The 20,851-nt window shown below is 33.6% G+C and carries 18 protein-coding genes; 16 read left to right on the forward strand and 2 right to left on the reverse strand.

Translation table 11 applies throughout. The features are described 5' to 3' along the window. The first annotated feature begins 210 nt into the window (after positions 1 to 210). The 4 genes from BLT57_RS10065 to BLT57_RS10080 are packed head-to-tail and all read left to right on the forward strand — an operon-like array spanning position 211 to position 6,448. Positions 211 to 1,335, forward strand: a complete 1,125-nt coding sequence (locus BLT57_RS10065) for a DegT/DnrJ/EryC1/StrS aminotransferase family protein (RefSeq protein WP_091425397.1) — start codon at positions 211 to 213, stop codon at positions 1,333 to 1,335. Further along, positions 1,332 to 3,224, forward strand: a complete 1,893-nt coding sequence (locus BLT57_RS10070) for a nucleoside-diphosphate sugar epimerase/dehydratase (RefSeq protein WP_091425398.1) — start codon at positions 1,332 to 1,334, stop codon at positions 3,222 to 3,224. Before BLT57_RS10065 ends, BLT57_RS10070 begins: the two co-directional genes overlap by 4 nt. Before the next feature lie 23 nt (positions 3,225 to 3,247). Further along, positions 3,248 to 4,054, forward strand: a complete 807-nt coding sequence (locus tag BLT57_RS10075) for a polysaccharide biosynthesis/export family protein (RefSeq protein WP_091425400.1) — start codon at positions 3,248 to 3,250, stop codon at positions 4,052 to 4,054. Positions 4,055 to 4,090: 36 nt separating this feature from the next. After that, the gene (locus BLT57_RS10080) at positions 4,091 to 6,448 is read left to right on the forward strand and encodes a polysaccharide biosynthesis tyrosine autokinase (protein ID WP_091425401.1); all 2,358 of its coding nucleotides are present in this window, start codon (positions 4,091 to 4,093) and stop codon (positions 6,446 to 6,448) included. A gap of 47 nt (positions 6,449 to 6,495) precedes the next feature. Here BLT57_RS10080 and BLT57_RS10085 read toward each other — a convergent pair whose 3' ends face one another. Together BLT57_RS10085 and BLT57_RS10090 are read right to left on the reverse strand one after the other, a co-directional pair. Further along, positions 6,496 to 7,497, reverse strand: coding sequence for a GNAT family N-acetyltransferase (locus BLT57_RS10085; RefSeq protein WP_091425403.1), 1,002 nt, complete (start codon positions 7,495 to 7,497; stop codon positions 6,496 to 6,498). 107 nt (positions 7,498 to 7,604) lie between these two features. Continuing rightward, positions 7,605 to 8,777, reverse strand: a complete 1,173-nt coding sequence (locus BLT57_RS10090) for a proline dehydrogenase family protein (protein WP_091425404.1) — start codon at positions 8,775 to 8,777, stop codon at positions 7,605 to 7,607. 94 nt (positions 8,778 to 8,871) lie between these two features. Here BLT57_RS10090 and aroB point away from each other — a divergent pair, with 94 nt between their 5' ends. From aroB to BLT57_RS10150, 12 genes are all read left to right on the forward strand, one after another. Continuing rightward, positions 8,872 to 9,954, forward strand: a complete 1,083-nt coding sequence (aroB, locus tag BLT57_RS10095) for a 3-dehydroquinate synthase (protein WP_091425405.1) — start codon at positions 8,872 to 8,874, stop codon at positions 9,952 to 9,954. Between the two features lie 86 nt (positions 9,955 to 10,040). Next, entirely contained in the window at positions 10,041 to 11,228 is a 1,188-nt protein-coding gene (xerA, locus tag BLT57_RS10100; RefSeq protein WP_091425407.1) for a site-specific tyrosine recombinase/integron integrase, read from the forward strand. 58 nt (positions 11,229 to 11,286) lie between these two features. Continuing rightward, positions 11,287 to 12,087, forward strand: a complete 801-nt coding sequence (locus tag BLT57_RS10105; RefSeq protein ID WP_157717168.1) for a lipocalin family protein — start codon at positions 11,287 to 11,289, stop codon at positions 12,085 to 12,087. Positions 12,088 to 12,322: 235 nt separating this feature from the next. Beyond that, positions 12,323 to 13,249 carry an ester cyclase gene (locus BLT57_RS10110; protein WP_157717169.1) on the forward strand — a complete coding sequence of 309 codons (927 nt, stop codon included), beginning with the start codon at positions 12,323 to 12,325 and terminating at the stop codon, positions 13,247 to 13,249. 120 nt (positions 13,250 to 13,369) lie between these two features. Then, entirely contained in the window at positions 13,370 to 13,987 is a 618-nt protein-coding gene (locus BLT57_RS14170) for a DUF6090 family protein (RefSeq protein ID WP_197675469.1), read from the forward strand. Between the two features lie 167 nt (positions 13,988 to 14,154). Continuing rightward, a complete protein-coding gene (locus tag BLT57_RS10120; RefSeq protein ID WP_091425411.1) occupies positions 14,155 to 15,021 on the forward strand; it encodes a CPBP family intramembrane glutamic endopeptidase in 867 nt (288 codons plus the stop codon). Positions 15,022 to 15,194: 173 nt separating this feature from the next. Beyond that, positions 15,195 to 16,145 carry an alpha/beta fold hydrolase gene (locus BLT57_RS10125; protein WP_091425413.1) on the forward strand — a complete coding sequence of 317 codons (951 nt, stop codon included), beginning with the start codon at positions 15,195 to 15,197 and terminating at the stop codon, positions 16,143 to 16,145. A gap of 166 nt (positions 16,146 to 16,311) precedes the next feature. Then, positions 16,312 to 16,950, forward strand: a complete 639-nt coding sequence (locus BLT57_RS10130) for a hypothetical protein (RefSeq protein WP_091425414.1) — start codon at positions 16,312 to 16,314, stop codon at positions 16,948 to 16,950. Positions 16,951 to 17,152: 202 nt separating this feature from the next. Next, positions 17,153 to 17,854, forward strand: coding sequence for a DUF6090 family protein (locus BLT57_RS10135; RefSeq protein WP_172827418.1), 702 nt, complete (start codon positions 17,153 to 17,155; stop codon positions 17,852 to 17,854). 160 nt (positions 17,855 to 18,014) lie between these two features. Next, positions 18,015 to 18,737 carry a DUF6090 family protein gene (locus BLT57_RS10140; protein WP_091425417.1) on the forward strand — a complete coding sequence of 241 codons (723 nt, stop codon included), beginning with the start codon at positions 18,015 to 18,017 and terminating at the stop codon, positions 18,735 to 18,737. A 161-nt stretch (positions 18,738 to 18,898) separates the two neighbouring features. After that, positions 18,899 to 19,924, forward strand: coding sequence for a DUF6090 family protein (locus tag BLT57_RS10145; RefSeq protein WP_091425418.1), 1,026 nt, complete (start codon positions 18,899 to 18,901; stop codon positions 19,922 to 19,924). Positions 19,925 to 20,162: 238 nt separating this feature from the next. Continuing rightward, positions 20,163 to 20,825, forward strand: a complete 663-nt coding sequence (locus tag BLT57_RS10150; protein WP_157717170.1) for a hypothetical protein — start codon at positions 20,163 to 20,165, stop codon at positions 20,823 to 20,825. The last annotated feature ends 26 nt before the right edge of the window (positions 20,826 to 20,851 follow it).

Raw genomic sequence — 20,851 nt, forward strand, 5'->3', positions numbered from 1 at the left:
TTTATGGTCATACAAACCTTTATAAGTCAACGTGAAAAACTGTTTTTTATCGTGTTTATTTGGTTGGTGGTGCGGTATTAACGCATATTTAGACAGGTTTTTTAATAGATAATCCCAAAAGTTTTAGGGTTGTTACATTTTAACATCTAACCCAAATCCTTCGCTAATCAAGACAATTGACTAGTAATAAACTGACGAAACACGTTGATTATGGAATCAAAAATATGGTTGTCATCTCCGCATATGAGTGGAAAAGAACAATCTTATGTAAACAATGCTTTCGAGACCAATTGGATTGCTCCAATGGGTCCTCATGTTAGTGGGTTTGAAAACGATATTAAAAACTATCTACAACACGATAGTCACGTTGCTGCCCTCAGTTCTGGGACAGCTGCAATTCATTTAGGTCTTATTCTATTAAATGTTTGTCATGGCGATGAAGTCATATGTCAGAGTAAAACCTTTTCAGCATCGGCAAATCCAATTGTTTATTTAGGGGCTACTCCTGTTTTTGTAGATAGTGAAAGTGACAGCTGGAATATGTGTCCGGAACAACTTGAAATCGCTATTAAAGACCGTATTCAAAAAGGAAAGAAACCCAAAGCCATTATCCCTGTCCACTTATATGGTATGCCTTATAATGCAGACGCTATTCATGGCATCGCTAAAGCTTATGATATTCCTGTATTAGAAGATAGTGCTGAAGCTTTAGGAAGCTCATATCACGCTAAGAAATGTGGTACGTTTGGAGATATCGCTACACTTTCATTTAATGGTAATAAGATTATTACCACCTCTGGAGGTGGTGCTTTAGTATCTAAACGGGCTGATATAAAAGAAAAAGCTATCTTTCTTGCTACACAAGCTAGAGAAAAAGCTGTAGAATACTTGCATGAATCTATTGGCTATAATTATAGAATGTCAAATGTCCTAGCTGGTATTGGCCGCGGACAAATGGAGGTTTTGGATGATCGTGTTGCCGCGAGACGACAAAATTACGAGCATTATAAAGCGGCTTTTAAAGACATAGAAGAATTAACCTTTGTTGATGAGCCTAATGGCTATTATTCAAATAGGTGGCTCACTTGTGTACTTACACCTTCGGAAGGTATTAGAGAAGGTATAAGAACTGCTCTAGACGGCTCGAATATAGAGTCAAGACCACTTTGGAAACCCATGCACCAACAGCCCATTTTTAAAGATGCACCAAAATATGTTAATGGTGTTTCTGATACTTTATTTCAGAATGGACTGTGTTTACCAAGTGGTTCTAACTTAACTGAAAATGAATTAAATAGAGTGACATCTGCAATAAAAACGTATTTTAGAGTATGATTAAGCGGCTATTACAAGACATATCGCACAAATATGCCTCCAAATGGATGGTCATGCTTTTCGATTTAAGTATCGTAGCATTTACCTTTATTGCGGCTTATGTAATCAGGTTTAATTTTATATTAGATTTTGATTTTGTGACCATGTTTAAGCAGATTCCTTTTGTGTTTCTCGCTGGACTTATCAGTTTTTTAATGGTAGGCTCATACAAAGGTGTGGTACGTTTTACAGGGTTTAAAGATGTTATCAATATTATAATTGGGGTTAATATTCTCGCCACAATTCTTATCATCACTACCTTTTTTAGTAGACGCTTCCATTATGATGGTATCTTTAATATTTCAGGATCCATTATCTACATTCATTTATTACTTAATATCCTCTTCCTTGTTGGCTTTAAGCTATTTATAAAATCAATGTACAACAAGTTGATGCAAGATTTTGAAACGCAGAAGCGAACGTTAATATTTGGTGCTGGAAGCTCTGGAATGATTACGTATGATGCTATTTCTAATGATCCTAAAAACAGTCACGTTGTTGTTGGTTTTATTGATGACAATGACAGTAAAATAGGTAAAAAAATAAATACCCTTTCGGTTTATAGTTTAGATAAGCTCTCGAAAAAATTTGTTGAAAAAAACAACATCGAGGAAGTGGTTATATCCATTCAAAACATTGAGTCTGCTAGACTTTTACAAGTTTCTGGTTTTCTATTTGAATTGGGGCTAACCGTAAAAATAGTTCCTCCTATCCAGCATTGGATTGATGGTGATTTGAGTGTGGGTCAAATTAAAGAGGTGAATATTGAAGACCTTCTTGGGCGTGATCCTATTTCGATTAGTAATCCGGCGTTAATGGATGAATACGAAAATCAAATTATCCTTATTACGGGAGCTGCTGGCTCAATAGGAAGTGAAATAGCGCGAAAAGCGACCAATTACAATTACAAAAAGCTCATTCTTTTAGATAGTGCCGAATCACCTTTATACGATTTACAGCAAGAGTTTATTCAAAATGGGGTTAAGAATTTTATCGCTATTGTTGGTGATGTTAGAGATTTTAAACGCATGGAACAGCTCTTTGAAACGCATAAACCCAAGATACTTTTTCATGCTGCTGCCTATAAACACGTGCCTCTAATGGAAAACAATCCGTATGAAGCAGTAAGCGTGAATATAAACGGCACGCGACATATGGCGAGTTTATCAGTGAAGCATGGGGTCAATAAATTTGTTTTAATTTCTACAGATAAAGCTGTTAACCCTACAAATGTTATGGGTGCAACCAAGCGTATTGCCGAATTGTACGTGACCTGTTTACAAGGCAAAGGACAAACAAAATTTATCACTACGCGCTTTGGAAATGTATTAGGCTCTAACGGATCAGTCATTCCGCTGTTTAAAAAACAAATTGATGCTGGTGGACCACTTACGGTCACACACAAAGAGATTACGCGTTATTTCATGACAATTTCCGAAGCCTGTCAGCTTGTTTTAGAAGCGGCAACTATGGGTAATGGCGGTGAGATATTTGTGTTTGATATGGGCGAATCTGTGAAAATATTTGATCTCGCTAAAAACATGATTATTCTTTCTGGGTTGCGCTATCCTGAAGATATCGATATCACAATTTGTGGATTACGTCCAGGTGAAAAAATTTATGAGGAACTGCTTGCCGATGGTGAAAACACTAGAGCGACCTATCATGAAAAAATTATGATTGCTAAAACAAAAGACATTGATGTGCTGAGCATTAGTAATAAGATTTCTAATTTATGTACTGTAAATTCGAAATCCCAAAGTCTTGAAATTGTTTCACTCATCAAGGAAATCATCCCAGAATACATATCTAATAATTCTAAGTACGAAGTATTAGATTCGAAAAAATAATAATTGCATTTAAATAAAAAACAATGAATACACATTCTAACTTAAAATATTCAATCAAACTTTTATCTATTTTCATTCTAATAATAGCCTCATCTTGTGGCTCTAGGAAAGAAATTGTCTATTTTCAAGACGAACCCTTAAAAGAAAATCGTCAATTAGATAATATGTTTGAATTAACGTATAAAACTAATGATATACTCACTATTGATGTGTCTTCTATTGAGCCTGCTGCTGTAATGCCTTTTAATTTATCACCTGTATCTTATGCCAACAATAACAACGGGAACAATAATTTAAATGCCAACGGAAACCTTTTAAGACAGACCTATTTGGTAGATCCTAAGGGTAATATTGAATTCCCTGTTCTTGGTACTATCAAGGTCGGTGGACTTACAAGAGCCCAAGTGACTGAAATGTTAAAAGGAAAGCTAAGAGAATATGTAACAGATGCTATCGTAAATATTAGACTCATTAACTTTACGGTTACCGTTTTGGGAGAAGTTAATAATCCAGGAACCTATACCATACAAGATGAACGAATTTCTTTATCAGAAGCTCTTGGATTAGCCGGAGATTTAACGATATATGGAAAAAGAGATAATGTCTTTTTAATTCGAGAAGTAGACGGAAAAAAGAAATTTGCCAAATTTGATTTGACATCTATAAATGTGGTAAACTCTTCTGTTTATTATTTGTCTCAAAATGACGTTATCTATGTGGAACCAAATAATGCAAGAATTAAAACCTCATCGTACAACCCGAACACAGGAGTATTAATTTCTGCCATTGGCACATTAGCAACCATTGTTGCCATTTTTGTTGTACGCTAATTAAGCCTCGCTTACCCAATACCAATATAAAAATTCATGAATACCAATATAACCAATAGTATACAGAACGAATTTAGAGACAAAGTTGATTTATTTGTTTCAAAATGGAAGTTGATTTTAGCATGTTTACTCATAGCCCTAGGTATTGCTTTTGTGTACCTGAGATATGCCAACTATCAATATGAAGCTACGGCCATCATAAAGATAAATAGTGAAAAGCAATCGCAACAACTGCCTGAAATTTCAGCCATACAAAACTATGGGATGTTTTCTTCTGATTTCAGTAATATAACCGATGAGATTGAAATTATTAAATCAAGAACACTCGTTCGTCAAGTTGTTGAAGACCTAAAGCTAAATATAAAATACTATGTGAAAGGAAAAATTAAAGAGCAGGAAGTCTATAAAAACCCACCTGTTGTGCTTAACTTCTTTGCAAGTGACTCTATCATTAATAACGTAGATACTACATTTTACTTAAAGGTTAAATCTCCTAATAAATTCACATTATCAAATGAAGAAGGAAATGAACTTTTAAATATTGAAAGCTCTAACGCAAAACAATATGATTTTGGAGATCGCATATCTTCAGGCTTTGGGGATTTTATTATTACTCCAAATGTTGGGAAATATAAAATTCAAACTGGTACTAGTTTAAAAATTGAATTATCTAATATTGATCAAGTTGTTGAGCGCTACCAAAAGAAGCTTCTGACCACAAATGAAAAAGGATCTAATATTATTAAAATAATTTTAAACGAGAACATTAAGTATAAAGCAGCATTAATATTAGATAAGCTTGTTGAAAAATACAATAATGATGTAATTGAAGATAAAGAAAAAATTGTAACTGCGACTTCAGATTTTATAAATAACCGACTTAACGTAGTTTCTAATGAATTAGAACAAGTAGACTTTACAGCAGAAAACCTTCAAAAAAACAATAGGTTAACTGCTTTAGCCTCGCAGGCAGATATATTTTTGCAAAGTGAAAAGGCTAATGATGTTAAAATTATTACGACGTCAAATCAAATTCAGTTAATTGATTATATGAAAGATCATTTAAAAGACAGTGATTCTGACAGTGATCTTTTACCAGCAGATGTTGGAATTGCTGATAATTCTGTAATGCAAATCACAAAAAGTCATAATGAACTTGTGCTTCAGCGTGATCGTATTTTAAAGAACTCTACTGAAAAGAACCCTACGGTTATCAATTTAAATGAGCAAATTAATGCCTTAAAACAAAATTTGAATCAAAGTTTAGATAATATTAAATCTGCAAATGAAATTACATTAAACTCACTTAATAAAGAAGATGCCAGAATAAGTTCTCAAATCTATTCAGCTCCAGGAAAGGCCAGACAGTTTAGAGACGTTAAGCGTCAACAAGATATTAAAGAATCCCTGTATTTATATTTATTGCAAAAACGAGAAGAAACGGCCATATCACAAGGCATGTCTTCACCTAATGCAAAGATTATTGACAATGCATATGTTGATGTTAATCCCGTAGATCCGAAACCGACAATTGTGTATTTGGCTTCTATTATACTTGGTTTGTTAGTACCTGTTGGGTTTATTTATTTAAAAGACATATTAAACACGAATATTGAAAACAGAAAGGATTTAGCTAAAGTTTTAGATATTCCATTTTTAGGAGACATTCCTTTATCGAGTAAGAAGAAACTGATGATTCAAAAAGTTGATTATTCTCCTAAAGCGGAAGCATTTCGAATTATTAGAGCGAATATTAACTTCATTCTTCAAGATCATAGTAGTAATTGTAAAACGTTATTTGTTACCTCTACGACGGCTCAAGAAGGGAAATCTCATACATCAACGAACCTTGCTCAATCTTTCTCTTTTTCTGAAAAGAAAGTACTGCTGTTAGAAACAGATATTAGAGTTCCAAGAGTCAATGATTATTTAAACATAAAGGCAGATAAAGGATTAACCGACTTTATTTCAGACAAGTCCTTAAGTATACATGATGTGACTAAAAAGGTTAAAGACAATGCGTTTTTAGATGTAATTCCTTCAGGAGCTATTCCGCCAAATCCTGCAGAATTATTGATGAGTAATCGCGTCAATGCGCTTTTTGAAGAGGCTAAAAAAACGTATGATTATATTGTTGTAGATACTGCTGCCGTGGGTTTAGTTACCGATACACTACTTATTAGTGATCATGCAGATATGTTTATTTATGTTGTGAGTGTGAATAGTATTGACAAACGCGAATTGCATATTGCTCAAACGCTTTACGATGAAAAACGATTACCTAATATGGCGTTACTTTTAAATGGTACCATTAAAAAGAAAGGTTATGGCTACGGGTATGGGAATAACCCAAGGTCTAAAAAGAAGTGGTATTCTAAAGTCTTTGGAAGGTAAATTACAGCACAAACAAGATTCTAAAATTAGACCCCTTTTTATGTGGGCTAGCTTTGGCGCAATAAGCGTTTTTTAAAGTGTTTAAGTTTCACATACAAGGAGTTCACATTTTTATCTCTTAAATATTGTTTAAACTTAAAAAAACGAACCAATATATTGCCTAATAGGCGCGATACAAGAGATTTTGAATCATATATAATGTGAAAATCGTAATGGTATTGCGTATCTGTCCATCGTTTTTTATAGTAGTTTTCACCTTTTGAAAAATCTATAATTTTAATATCATTAGCTAAGCACCATTCTATGAGTTTATAGATTTCTATATTGCCAATATTCAATTTATTATAATCAATATCAAAGGTTCGTATAGCCACCGAAATTGAATCTTCACTCACAAAATTAATTGACATGGCGATTGGCTCTGTTCCGTTATATAAAACATTCATAACAACCCGCTTTTCAATAATCATTTCATAAATAAGATCTTTGAAAAAGGCCCACATTGGTAAGACTGTATTAAAGACATTCTTGTCATCAAAACGCTTATTTAGCAACGATTTAAAAACGGCCATTTCGCGATGATAGGTCTCTTTCTCAATCGACCCATAGTAAACCGTCCATTGAAGATCTGCGGTTTCATGAAGTTGTTTTAAACTCCGTCTAAAATTGTATCTGCTCTTTGATGAACTGAAATTTGCTAAAATTACATCATCAATTGTATTGAACCCACTTAAATCTCCATAAAACCCATCATATTGTTTTACTTTTTTTAGTTTAATTTGATGGTGTTCTGGGAAATTAATATCATAAAAACTTGGCACATCATAGATTAATGCCACTTTACCTTTGAAATCTCTTTTCTTGGCATCTACACTATAGTTCATGCCATTGGTAAAGTTTTTTCCTAAATTGACATAAATAGGCCACTTCTTCGTTTTAGAAAACTTAATATTCTGAAAAAACTCAAAAGAATGAACCGTCTTTCCTTTGCAGTAATGCTGAGTCCAAATGTTCTCAAATGTGTGTGAAGTATAAGGGTTCGTCTTCATTAACTGACGGACTTAAAAAAAAGGTTTTGTTTTGACGAAAATAGACGATTTATATTATATCTCGTTCTTTTGTCTTTAAATAGCATTTATACTTGATAAAGCGTCTGTTATAATTTTCGACGTTTTCTTTCTTGTTTTAGTAGATTGAGCTCTCTACTTGTTTGTCCGGCAACAGAGGTATTTTCTTCGGCTCGTCTTATTAAATAGGGCATTACGTCTTTTACGGGTCCGAAAGGGACATATTTGGCGACGTTATAGCCTTGTTCTGCTAAATTAAAGCTGATATGATCACTCATGCCGTAGAGTTGTCCGAACCACACATTATTATCTTTTTTGTCGATGCCTAAATTGGTCATCATTTCCATGGCCAGATAGCAACTTTGTTCATTATGTGTACCAATAAAAATAGACATCACCTGCAAATGGTTTAAAATATACGTCATACACGCATCGAAATTTTTATCGGTATCTTCTTTGGTATCACATATTGGAGATTGATAGCCCTTCTCCTCTGCTCGCTCCCGTTCTTTTTCCATATAGGCACCACGAACAATTTTTAATCCCACTTTAAAGTTGTCTTTTAGAGCTCGTTGGTGTATGGCTTTAAGATAGTCTAATCGGTCCCAACGGTAGCATTGTAAGGTATTGTAAACAATAGGCTTATCGGTATTGTACTTTCGCATGAGGTCTTCACACAAGGCATCGGCAGCATCTTGCATCCAGCTTTCTTCGCCATCAATAAGGACTTCAACATCTTTTGATTTGGCTAGGCTGCAAACCATATCAAAACGGGCCACAATGCGATCCCATTCGGCTTGTTCATCTTGAGTAAAGAATTGTCCTTCTCCTTTTTTCTGATATAAATAAAAACGTCCGAAACCTGAAGGTTTAAACACCACTATTGGCATGGACTCTTTTTCATCGGCAAACTGAATGATTTTTAAAATCTTATCTCTAGCTTCATCAAACGTTGCTTCCTCCTCTTTGCCTTCTACAGAATAATCCAAAACCGAACTCACGCCTTTGGTGAACATTTTATCAATTACTGGCAGACAATCATCTTCATTTACACCACCACAAAAGTGATCAAATACGGTTGAACGAATCAAACCTTCTACAGGGAGTCTCGCTTTCAAGGCAAAATTAGTCGCTGCGGTTCCAATACGCACAAGAGGTTCGTTTGAAATCATTTTAAACAAAAAGTAAGCACGTTCTAGTTGTGCATCATTTTTAAGCGCAAATGCAACTTCGGTATTATTAAAAAGCGTGTTTTTATCCATTTCAGAAAAATATGTAACAAAAATAATTATTCGGTAGCTATTATTTTACTAAAAGTCGCTAATTTTCCACTTTCTAAGAACGCACATAAACGCAATGAATTCTATAATCACCGATACTTACACTGTTCATTTTAACGATAAGGCTTATACAGCGCTAAATACGTACATTGATAAGCATGACTTTTCAAAACTATTTATTCTCGTAGACAGCAATACTCATGAGCATTGTCTTGCCAAATTTATGGCACATATAGAGACTAGTATTGCGATAGAAGTTATAGAAATTGAAGCCGGTGAACATTTCAAAACCATAGACACTTGTGTTGGTGTGTGGAATGCCTTATCTGAACTTGGTGCCGATCGCAAAAGCCTGATGCTAAATCTTGGTGGTGGCGTGGTAACCGATTTGGGCGGATTTGTGGCTTGCACCTTCAAACGCGGGATTAAGTACATCAATATTCCGACCTCATTATTGGCGATGGTAGATGCCTCTGTAGGCGGGAAAACTGGCGTCGATTTGGGGGCTCTAAAAAACCAAGTTGGTGTGATTAGCTCTGGAGATATGGTGATTGTAGACACGTCTTATTTGGATACGTTACCACAAAATCATTTGAAATCGGGTTTAGCGGAAATGCTCAAACACGGACTTATTCGCGACAAGGCCTATTTTGATAAGCTCACTAATTTATCGGAATTGACCCTGAATGATTTAGATGGATTGATTCACGAATCTATTGTGATTAAAAAGGATATCGTTCTGGAAGATCCAACAGAGCAAGGTGTGCGGAAACATTTAAATTTCGGTCATACCTTGGGTCATGCCATAGAATCATTCTTTTTGAGTGCTACTGATAAAACCGATTTGCTCCATGGTGAGGCTATAGCGGTAGGCATGATCTTGGAGTGTTATATTTCCGCAGCACTACTAAATTTCCCAAAAACCGACTTAGACGATATCACAACTGCGATCAACGCCATTTATAAACCGGTGACCATAGACATTTCTGATTATGATGCGATTATTGATTTGCTGAAGTACGATAAGAAAAATGAGCACGGTAATATTAATTTTGTATTGCTAGAACGCATTGGTGCGCCAAAAATTGATTGTCTGGTTGCCAATAATCTTATTATTAAGAGTATTGAATACTATACGGAAAGTACTACCTTCAAGTAATTAATGTGTTTTTTTCTGAAAACCTCTCCGGCATCTCACTGGTTTAAGTGTAGTATTTTTTCTATATTTACATTAAATACGGTCTCATGAATTTACCTCAGATTAGGTTGCAACAACTGAAGCACCGCAGTCGCCATTGTATTGGGTTGAAGTTTCCATATCACAAGTCGCTCATTTCGCTTGTAAAGCGTATACCAAGTGCTACATGGAGTCAAACGAAGCAGATGTGGTTGGTGGATGATAACGAGGACAACCTTAAGGTTATTGCTACACATTTTGAGGGTCTGGCTGTGATTGATGATTCGGCTTATAAGCCTCTTAATGCTCGTATGAGATCACAAAAATATAAGGTGCTTCACCGAAATCTAAATACCAGTCAAAAAACATTGCTCAATGATTTTTATATCTATTTAAAAGGCAAACGGTATAGCAAAAGTACTATGAACACTTATGTTCATTATGTTGCCGATTTTATTGCTTTTCATGCTGATACGGCATTGGAAGCACTTGATAATCGTTCGGTAGAGCGTTTTATTGAAGCGGTGGTAATACAGCGACGTTTGAGTATTAGTTCACAACGGCAATTTATTAGTGCTTTAAAGCTTTTTATTGTTTTTGAACCATCAACTGCGATAGCAGAACTTGAACTTACGAGGCCCAAACGGTCCCGATATTTACCTGTAGTTTTATCACAAGATGAGGTTTTGAGGATATTACAAAAAACAACCAATTTAAAACACCGAACGGTTATTGCGATGCTCTACTCTTGCGGTTTACGAATTAGTGAGTTGTTACATTTACACATTTCGGATATTGACTTGAGCAGGCGGCAGATTCATATTAGGCAAAGTAAAGGGCGTAAAGATCGTTATGTAGGCTTGGCAGAAATTAGTATGCCTTTACTTTTAAATTATATACAAACCTATGAACCTGACACGTATTTTATTAAAGGCCCAACGAGCGAGCCTTACAGTGCTTCTGCGGTACGTGCTTTTTTAAAGCGCAATTGTCAAGCTGCAGGTATTACAAAGCGTGTGACACCACATACATTGCGTCACAGTTATGCGACACATTTATTAGAGCAAGGCGTTGACATTAGGCATATTCAAACTTTATTAGGGCATTCTAGACCAGAGACCACGATGATTTACACGCATGTAACGCGTCAAGATGTTTTAGAAATTAGGAATCCATTAGATGTTGCGGTACAGAAATTTAAGTCTACTGATAAAAACACCACTAACGTGCGTTTATCCAGTAGATATAATTTATAAACGGCTATATTTGTATCACTATAACCAGTTACCCACAATTAAAACCAAACTTTACGAAATGAAAAAACTGAATTTATTACTTACGATTATTTTAGGAATTACAATTTTATCTTGTTCATCTGATGACGAAAATAGTAGCGGAAACGATAGCGACTTAATTGGAACTTGGTATGGAGTTTCAAGCACATTTAATGGAAATAACTCTGGAATACCTGATAACAGTATCTTAAAATTTACAACTGACAACCGAGTAGAATTTATTTATGAAGGTTTTGGAAATAACGGAGAAGATATTTCTGAGTTTGGAGATTGGTTGGAAAATGGAAATACATTGACTATCACTTTCGATGAGGCTGACGCTGGATTGGAAAACTATGTTTTAGAGATTTTAGAACTTAATGATACAACGCTAAAATGGAGAACAGAAATTGTAGGAGAAGGAACATTAATAGAAACATTTAGTAAAAATCAAAACGCAACTGTCGATTTATCTCAATTTCAAGACTATAATTTAGAATTTACAGTTGATATTGCAGCTTTCGGACCAAATGAACCTTACGAATTTCAAGCGACTTTCCTCACGACAGATGGAGACGACCAAGTTGTAGAAATGACTGAAACGTACTCGGGTCTAACCGCAAATACAGACGATTTTATTTCTGACTCAAAAATTGTGAAAGAGTATAAAGTTGTCGGAGTTAGAGCAACAGCAGTTAGCAGTAATGTTGGTGCTTTACAAGTCAAACTTACAAGAGTTTCGAACCAAAACGAAATTGTAAATTCCTTTGAGAATATACCAAATTCAGCGACTATCAGCTACGATTTTGAAACTGGAAACGAAACATCAACATCGAACTAAAATAACTGTGGGTAACAACGTATATAGCTCATAGCTAGTCAGTTGCTTAATCGAAGTTAAGGCATATTTGCGAAATCCGCCAAATTTTTTAATTTGGCTTATTGAGAAAAGATAATAAGAAAAATTAAAAAATTCGGCTCGTGCTTCATCCGAAAGTAATTTCATAATTTGCACGCTACGAGCCATATACAGAGACGTTGACAGCAATTAAACCAATCGAAAAATGAATAATATTATGAGAAATCAAATTTTATTATCCTTGTTACTGTCCTTGCTGATTGTGAGTTGTCAATCTAATCAGAGCACAGAAAAACGTTCAGAAAACACTACTTCAGACCAAATAGAAAGCACATCAAGTCAATCTGAAAAAGAAATAAAAGCTATACTTGAAAGGATCTTGGCTGCAGTTGGAAACCGGGATGCTCAAGAATTGGATGACCTGAGTTTCGACCAGGCCATTATCGCATATACGTATCCGAAAAATGGGCAATGGCAGCATAAAGAGATGACTATTGACGCGTATTTGGAAACCATCCGAGATATGAAAGATCCTAAGCCTATTTTAGAATCCGCCGATTCGTATGAGATAAGTATAACCGAAGATCGATTGGCCTCAGTAACAATGCCTACCGTCATTTCAAAATTCGGTGTTGCCAGTAGCAATGAGGTTAATCATGCTATAATGATGAAAGACAGCGACCAATGGAAACTGTTAAGTGTTTCATGGACCGCTCACCGGATTCCCGAAGAAGAAAGAGAATTCGACCTAAATCTCTGTGCACGCAACTATGCCCAAGTCTGGGGTAGTAACCGACCTGAGTTTGTAGCTATGTTTTATGCTGAAGACGGTTCATTACAAGTGAATGATAGAGAACCTGCCATTGGAAGAAATGCCATTACAAATGTTGCTAAAGGATTTATGGACGCTTTTCCTGATATGATTGTTTCAATGGATAGTCTAGTCACTAAATCTGACAAAACACGATTCTATTGGACACTAACTGGAACAAATAATGGGCTAAGCGGAACTGGAAACAAAATAAAAATTAACGGATTTGAAGAATGGACTTTGAATGATAATGGATTAATCCAAGAATCAAAAGGCTATTTTGATGAAGAAGAATACCAGCGACAACTAGAATTTGGAACAAACAATAAATAACTGCAGCCAACAACGTATATAAGCCATTAAAACAGCTCATATACAATACCGTTGTGCTTCATTATGACAAACCATTAACCAATGATAAAATTCTTTAGAAAAATTAGACAAAACTTGCTTATGGAAAATAAAACTGGAAAGTACTTGAAATATGCAATTGGAGAAATCATTCTTGTAGTTATTGGAATTTTATTAGCACTTCAAATCAATACTTGGAATGAGAATAGAATTGATAGTAAACGCCTTAATTTATATACTCAATCACTCTTAAATGACCTAGAATTAGATAAAAAGCGTTTAATTGAGTGTATGGTATTTGATTCCACTAAAGTTTCAATCATTGATAGTCTATCAGAACCAGTACAAGATTTTATAGAAGATTATAGTGATAGAGGTATTCTTACGATAAAATCCATAAAAGTAAATAATGCCACATTTAAGACAATGTCTTCAAATAATGATTTAGAATTATACCAGAATATTGACTTACAAAATAGTATTTCTAAATACTATGCTGATGTTGAATATGTTATTCGGTTTGAAAATGTATATATAAACAATAGCTATTCGAATTTCGAAGAATTCGTTACTCGAAACCGAGGTTATACCTTGGAAGGTTTAAAAGGTTATTTGAATTCTATGAAATCTGCATCAGAGAATGAATCTGACTGGTATAAAGAATTAATTGAACTTAATGAATCTATAACAAAAAAATTAAAAGACCTACTAAAAAAATAACGAAAGCACAACAATGTGTATAATTCATTGCTAGTTAGAGCTTACTTACGAAAGTCCTCGCGGACTTTCTATCTGTGATTTATTTGCTAACTTTAGTGCTTAAACACGCTACGAAATCATACACTAGACCGTTAGGCACAAGTTGACATAAACTAACCCAATTAAATATGGACAATCAAATCGATAATAAGTTTAAGCCTATTGGAATATTCCTTTCCATAACTTTTGCTTTAAGTGCAATTTTTTATTTCCTAATAATATATTCTGGAAAATTAGGCGGAGGTGCTGGACAATATGTTATGGGACTTATGTGGTGTCCAGGAATTTCTGCCTTGATTACAATGAAAATTTTAAAGAGAAATATTTCTGACCTAGGCTGGAAATGGGGAAAGACAAAATATCAAATTAGAAGTTATTTGATTCCTTTACTTTATGCATTTATTGCCTATATAATTATTTGGAGTTTTGGCTGGGGAAAATTTTATAATGGAGAAACGGTAAATTGGATAACAGAATCTTTTGGACTTGGTGAAATTGGCTCTGGATTTAGCATATTATTTTACTTTATTCTTGTTGGAGTTTTTGGAGCAATTAGTAGTATGTCTAGTGCTCTAGGAGAAGAAATTGGTTGGCGTGGATTTTTGGTTCCTGAATTATATAAAAGTCAAGGATTTACAAAAACGTCTTTAATTACAGGACTTATTTGGGGAGTTTGGCATTTACCAATTTTATTATTTGCTGATTATAATAGTGGAACACCATCTTGGTTTGCTATGCCATGTTTCATGGTATTAGTTATCAGCATAAGTTTCATTTACACATGGTTTCGTATGAAATCTGGAAGCTTATGGACTGCTGTAATACTTCATGGAAGTCATAATCTATTTATTCAAAGTATTTTCACCCCTTTGACAGAAGACACAGGTAATACAGCTTATTATATAGACGAATTTGGAATTGTACTACCAATTGTCGCAATTGGTTTTGCAATATACTATTGGAGCAAAAGGAATGAATTAAAAACCAGTGCCTAACAATGGCTATAAGTAATTGCTTATTCTCGCCTACTTTGGAAATTCCGCAGGAATTTCCAGTTCTGTATGTACCTGCCTGCCGGCAGGGAGGCTTGCAAAGTTAAGTGCCAAACCACGCAACTATTCATAGCCGAGACCGTTGGCAACAATTAGAACCAAAAAATACACCAAATATGAGAAATAGTATTATTTATGAAATAACCCAAATTTCAATATATTTTATTTTAATATTCTTTAATATCACGGTTTTAGCTCAAAACGAATTAAATGAAGGGATTCAATTTGTAGATATTGACGGTTATAAATTTGAAGTAAAATTTCAAGGAAAGCATCACCTTTCTACAGGTGTTCCAGTAGTTGTATTTGAGGCTGGAATTGGTGCTGGTAATTTAGATAATAATGCTTGGACTACTGTTTTGGACTCTATTGCAGAGTTTGCACCAGTATTCAGTTATTCACACTCAGGATTGGGCAATTCAGAATGGAATGAAATAGTGCCCACACCAAGAAATATAGCCTCTACACTTCATAAGCTTTTAAATAAGCTTGAATTGCCTAAACCATACGTAATGCTTGGGCACTCATGGGGCGGTGTTTTAATAAGAACCTATGGAGGACACTATCCTGAAGACGTAAAAGCTTTGATTTATGTGGAACCCGACAATTTTATGGCTGAGCCAGGTGAAGGAGATGAATCTTTTGAAAAACGAGGTATGGATCCAAAAGCAGTTGATAAATTTGACAGAGAGAGCTTCGCTGCTTTTCTAAATATGATACAAGCACCAGAGGCCTTAGTTGCGGAGTCTAAAACTCTTGCAAATTATTGGGGTCAAAATGTTAAAGATAGAGATCTTGGACCACATCCAGAAAAACCTATAGCTTTATTATTAGGGACGAAAGGTTTTCCAAGTTATCCACCTACACCACCAGGTCTTACTAAACCATGGGATAGCGATGAACTTTGGTTTGAAGCTCATATTGAGAAACGGATTACTACATTCAGTAAATGGCCTTTGATGTTCAAGAACTGCTATGTGGTTATTTCCACAGATGCATGGCATCACTTTCAAAGAGATGAGCCTGAAATTATAATCGATATAACTAGAAAAATGCTAAAAGAATAGCAAACTGTTGCCAACAATGGCTATAATTCAGCGTGGCTGAAGAACTAATATGAACAAGAAAACAATACATACGGCCGATTTCAACTGCGGAACGATTCTGACGTATCGTTCCACGCCGAAATCATAGCCGAGATCGTTGTGTACAATTTCAAAAAACCAATAAATCATGGTTGAACAAAATCAACATTATTTAAGAAAGAACTTTCATTTATTAATGGCATTGTGTTTCTGGATTCTAATGATGGTAGGATTTAGTGATAATTGGCTATGGGACACAGGACAAGACACGAATTTTATTCCAAGATTTATTATCCATGCCATAACTGCATTCGGATGGTTTACGATTTTAGTTCTTCAAAATATTTTAATAAAAAAAAGATATGTTAAACATCATATGACATTGGGATTATTAGCCATGTTCATATATGGTGCAATGATTTTATCTTTAGGTTACATGGTTTATGAATTATATGAGGAATTTGGAAGAATTGATAAGATGTCGTTGAATACTTCGATTCAGGCTATTATTGCTACAGTAATCATTGGTATTGGTTTTTTGAGTAGAAAACGAAATTTAAATGAGCATAAATTTCTAATGACTTTTGGAACATTCTGCCTCATACAACCTTCAATGAACAGAACTGCTTTTTATATAAGTGATGAGTATTTTTTCATACCCTTCGTTAGCATATATTTAATTTTGTTTACAGCTTTTGTTTGGTATAAAAAGAAATTAACATGGTATATGATTGCATGGCTTTTAGTATGGTTATTTTTCTTCTATTATATTTTTTTAAGTAGATAAAAACAGTACACAACACCGTGTATAATTAATTGCTATGGCAAGTGCCTACTTGGAAAATTCCTTCGGAATTTTCTCTGGCAAGTATTTGTTTACTAAATTAGTTGCTGAACCACGCAACTAACCATACACAAACACGTTGTGCTTCATTATCAGAAACCGCTAACCAATGATAAAATTCTTTAGAAAAATACGATACGACCTTATGGAGAAAAACAAAACTGGAAAGTATTTTAAGTATGCAGTTGGTGAAATATTACTTGTTATGGTTGGTATCCTTCTAGCCTTACAAGTAAATAATTGGAATGAAACAAATAAACAACAAACAGTTTCTGTAAAATATTTAGAAAATTTAAAAAAAGAAGTTATCCTAAACGAAAACAAGCTTAAAATTAAATTAAGACAGCATCAATTTGTCTTAAATAAAACAACTGAGCTTTTAGATATTATGTCAATTAAACCAAAGGAAATTAGTAGTACTAAATTAGACACTCTAATGTTTGCCATGGCTCTTGCACCAAAATTCACACCAATAAAGACGTTTATTAGTTCTGAAGAACTAGGCGCCATCAAAAATGATAGCTTAAAAAACTTAATTAGTCTTTGGAGTTTTAATTTTGAAAAATACACCTATGATTCAAAAATTATATACGATTTGTATTACAACTATATTTATGACTTCATGCAAGATAATTACCAAATGAAAAATGTAAAAAGTATTGGGTTTACGAGTTTAGACGAAAGCGATTTTAAGGTTAATTCAATCGACATACTAGGAAGTGCTACTTTCGAAAATCACGTAACAATGAAAATGATTAACGCAAATGCAGTATATAGTAATGCTCTAACTCTTTCCAATATTCAAAAAAAAATAATTATACAATTAGATGAAATGTTAATTAATTAATAATGATTAAATTCTTTAGATTATCGAAACGAAATTTTGCAAAGTAAAATCAAAGGTCTAGTAGACCTTTGGTAGAGATAGCTCCGCCACAGGCGGACAGGCGCTTGCTGATAAAAAGGAAACTATGATTAAGTTTTTTAGAAAGATTAGATTCAATCTTATGAGTGAAAACAAAACTGGAAAGTATTTTAAATACGCCATTGGCGAAATTATTCTTGTTGTTATTGGAATTTTGATTGCATTGACAATAAATAATTGGAACGAAGAAAGAAAAGAGAAAACTATCGTTAAAAATGTATTGAAAGATATACGTAATGATTTGGTGGCAGATACTACAGTTTTTTCAAAACAAATAGAAAGATTTCCAGTATTTATCAATAATGCCAAATCTATATTAAATGGTAATTTTTCTGACACTTTATCTGCAAATGATTTATACTTCAAACTACCTTACACTGTTTTCAATTTTAAAATTAGAAATCAGAGCTATGAAAAGATTCTCAACACAAGCATTACAGATTTCTTTTACTTTACTGAACTTTTCAATGATATTAATAACTATTACACAATAAATTCAAATGATTTCTATCAACTTACTGGTTGGGATTATGAGGATACTCTTGATGACGGAAAGCTCTGGTCAGCTATGAACTTTGAAGTTGATATTTACCCTGATGAGTTTTATGAAGAAAAAGAAATTGCATTTGCACAACCAGAAGACACTAGAAAAGTTGTTTTTTTAGAACAATTAAAAACACCAAATATGCGAAACTCTATTAAGAATAATATATATCGAAAAATGCGATTAAATGAAATATTTATTATTACTAAACAAAGAGCTGAAGACATTATCATAAAAATTAATGAACAATTACAAGAATAACGAAAGCACAACACCGTGTATAATTCATTGCTAGTACTCGCCTACTTACGAAAATCCTCTCGGATTTTCTATTCGGTTTGTATTTGCTAATTTAGTTGCTGAAACACGCAACGAAATCATACACAAAACCGTTGTGCTTCATTACCAGAAACCGCTAACCAATGATAAAATTCTTTAGAAAAATTAGACAAAGACTACTGACTGAAAATAAATTCAGCAAATATTTGATTTATGCTATTGGAGAGATTATTTTAGTGATTATCGGGATATTAATAGCGTTGAATATTAATAACAGAAATTTAGTTAAACAAAATGAAGCGAAATTTGCTGTACTATTTGATAAAATAATGAAAGATATGATTATTGATTTCGAGGAAGCCGATAGAGTTTTGAAATTTGATGTTGAGCGAGACTCTTTAATCACTCTTGTACTAAATAATAAAGTAACCGAAGAAGATTACACGACAAATCCAATGTTTGGTTTTCTAATTACAAATTATGAAAAAATGCTGTTTTCCGAAAATGGGTATAACAATTTAACAGCAGTTATAGACCAAGTTCCAGTAAAATATAAAGAAGTGGTGGACTTATTAAACACTCTTAATATAGAATATAAAACGAGTATTGTGAGACCAAATAATATTCTATCTGAATTGTGCCTTGAAAACCTTAAAAAGTGGGCAAATAGTAAACCTTGGTTTTCTAATACTCATTCGCAACCAATAGACAGTGAAAAATTGACATATTTTCTTACTGACCCGTTTTATAAAAACGACTTAAAACTTTTTCAAATTTATTTGACCCAAAATCACATTGCAACTATAAAAATGTATAGGTATCAAATTGCGAAGTCTTATACAAAAATCTCAAAACTCCTTGAACTGGAGCAACAAATTCCTGAACTTATTTCATCTTATTTAGTAGATGTACCAGAAAATATAATTCAACAGTATACTGGAGAATACAAAAATACGGACGATGATTATATTTTAAAAATCACTAGCGACAAAGAGGGTTTATTTATGAGAGTAGATGATTGGAAAACTTTATTAATACCAAAAACCGATTCGACATTTGTTCCTTTTGATGAGTTGCCTATTCAGATTAATTTTAACAAAAATGTAAAGCCAACAAAATTGATTTTTATATCAGAGAAAGGAGAGTTTCCATTCATTAAAACTGATTGATAAATAAAAAATAACGAAAGCACAACAACGTGTATAATTCATTGCTAGTGCTCGTCTACTTACGAAAATCCTCGCGGATTTTCTATTCGGTTTGTATTTGCTAAATTAGTTGCTGAAACACGCAACGAAATCATACACAAACACGTTAGCCTTCATTATGACCAACTATTAACCAATGATAAAATTCTTTAGAAAAATTCGGCAAAAATTACTGATTGAAAATAAATTCAGTAAATACATGATATATGCCATTGGTGAAATTTTACTTGTAATGATTGGGATTCTACTTGCCTTTCAAGCAAATAAATGGAAGGAAGTTAAAACTGAACAAGAATTAGAAATAAAGTTGATTAAAGAAATTCAAAATGGTATTAAAAGTGATTTAATTGACATACAAGAAAACTATCACTTTCATGAAAAAATTCTTAAAAGTCAATACAAAGTTATTGATTGGTTGCAAGGTGATTTAAAATTTAATGATTCTACGGCCTATCAATTTTCAATGGCAACAAAAAGAACTTCCTTCATGGTTTCGAAAGCACCTTTTGAATCGTTGAAAGAGTTTGGATTGAATAGAGTTTCAAATGATTCTATAAAACATAAAATTATTAGATTATACGATGTTTTATATCCACAATATGAGGACGTGCTTTCAATGTATTATTTACATGGCGATAAACTTTTTGATTCAGCAATTAATTATTTTGAAGATTGGGATTTGACACCATCCGTTCTATCTAATATACCGATAAATATTCCTGAACTAAAAGCAGACCATGTTGTTTTAATGCGGTTTAAATATCTAACAAACTTTAATAAATATTTAGTGAATGCAAACTCTAGAATGGAAGAATTGCAGATTGAAATTATTGACTTAATGGAGTTAGAATTGAATAAATAACGAAAGGCTAACAACGTGTATAATTA

The sequence above is a fragment of the Formosa sp. Hel1_31_208 genome (assembly GCF_900104785.1).
Lineage (GTDB): Bacteria > Bacteroidota > Bacteroidia > Flavobacteriales > Flavobacteriaceae > Psychroserpens.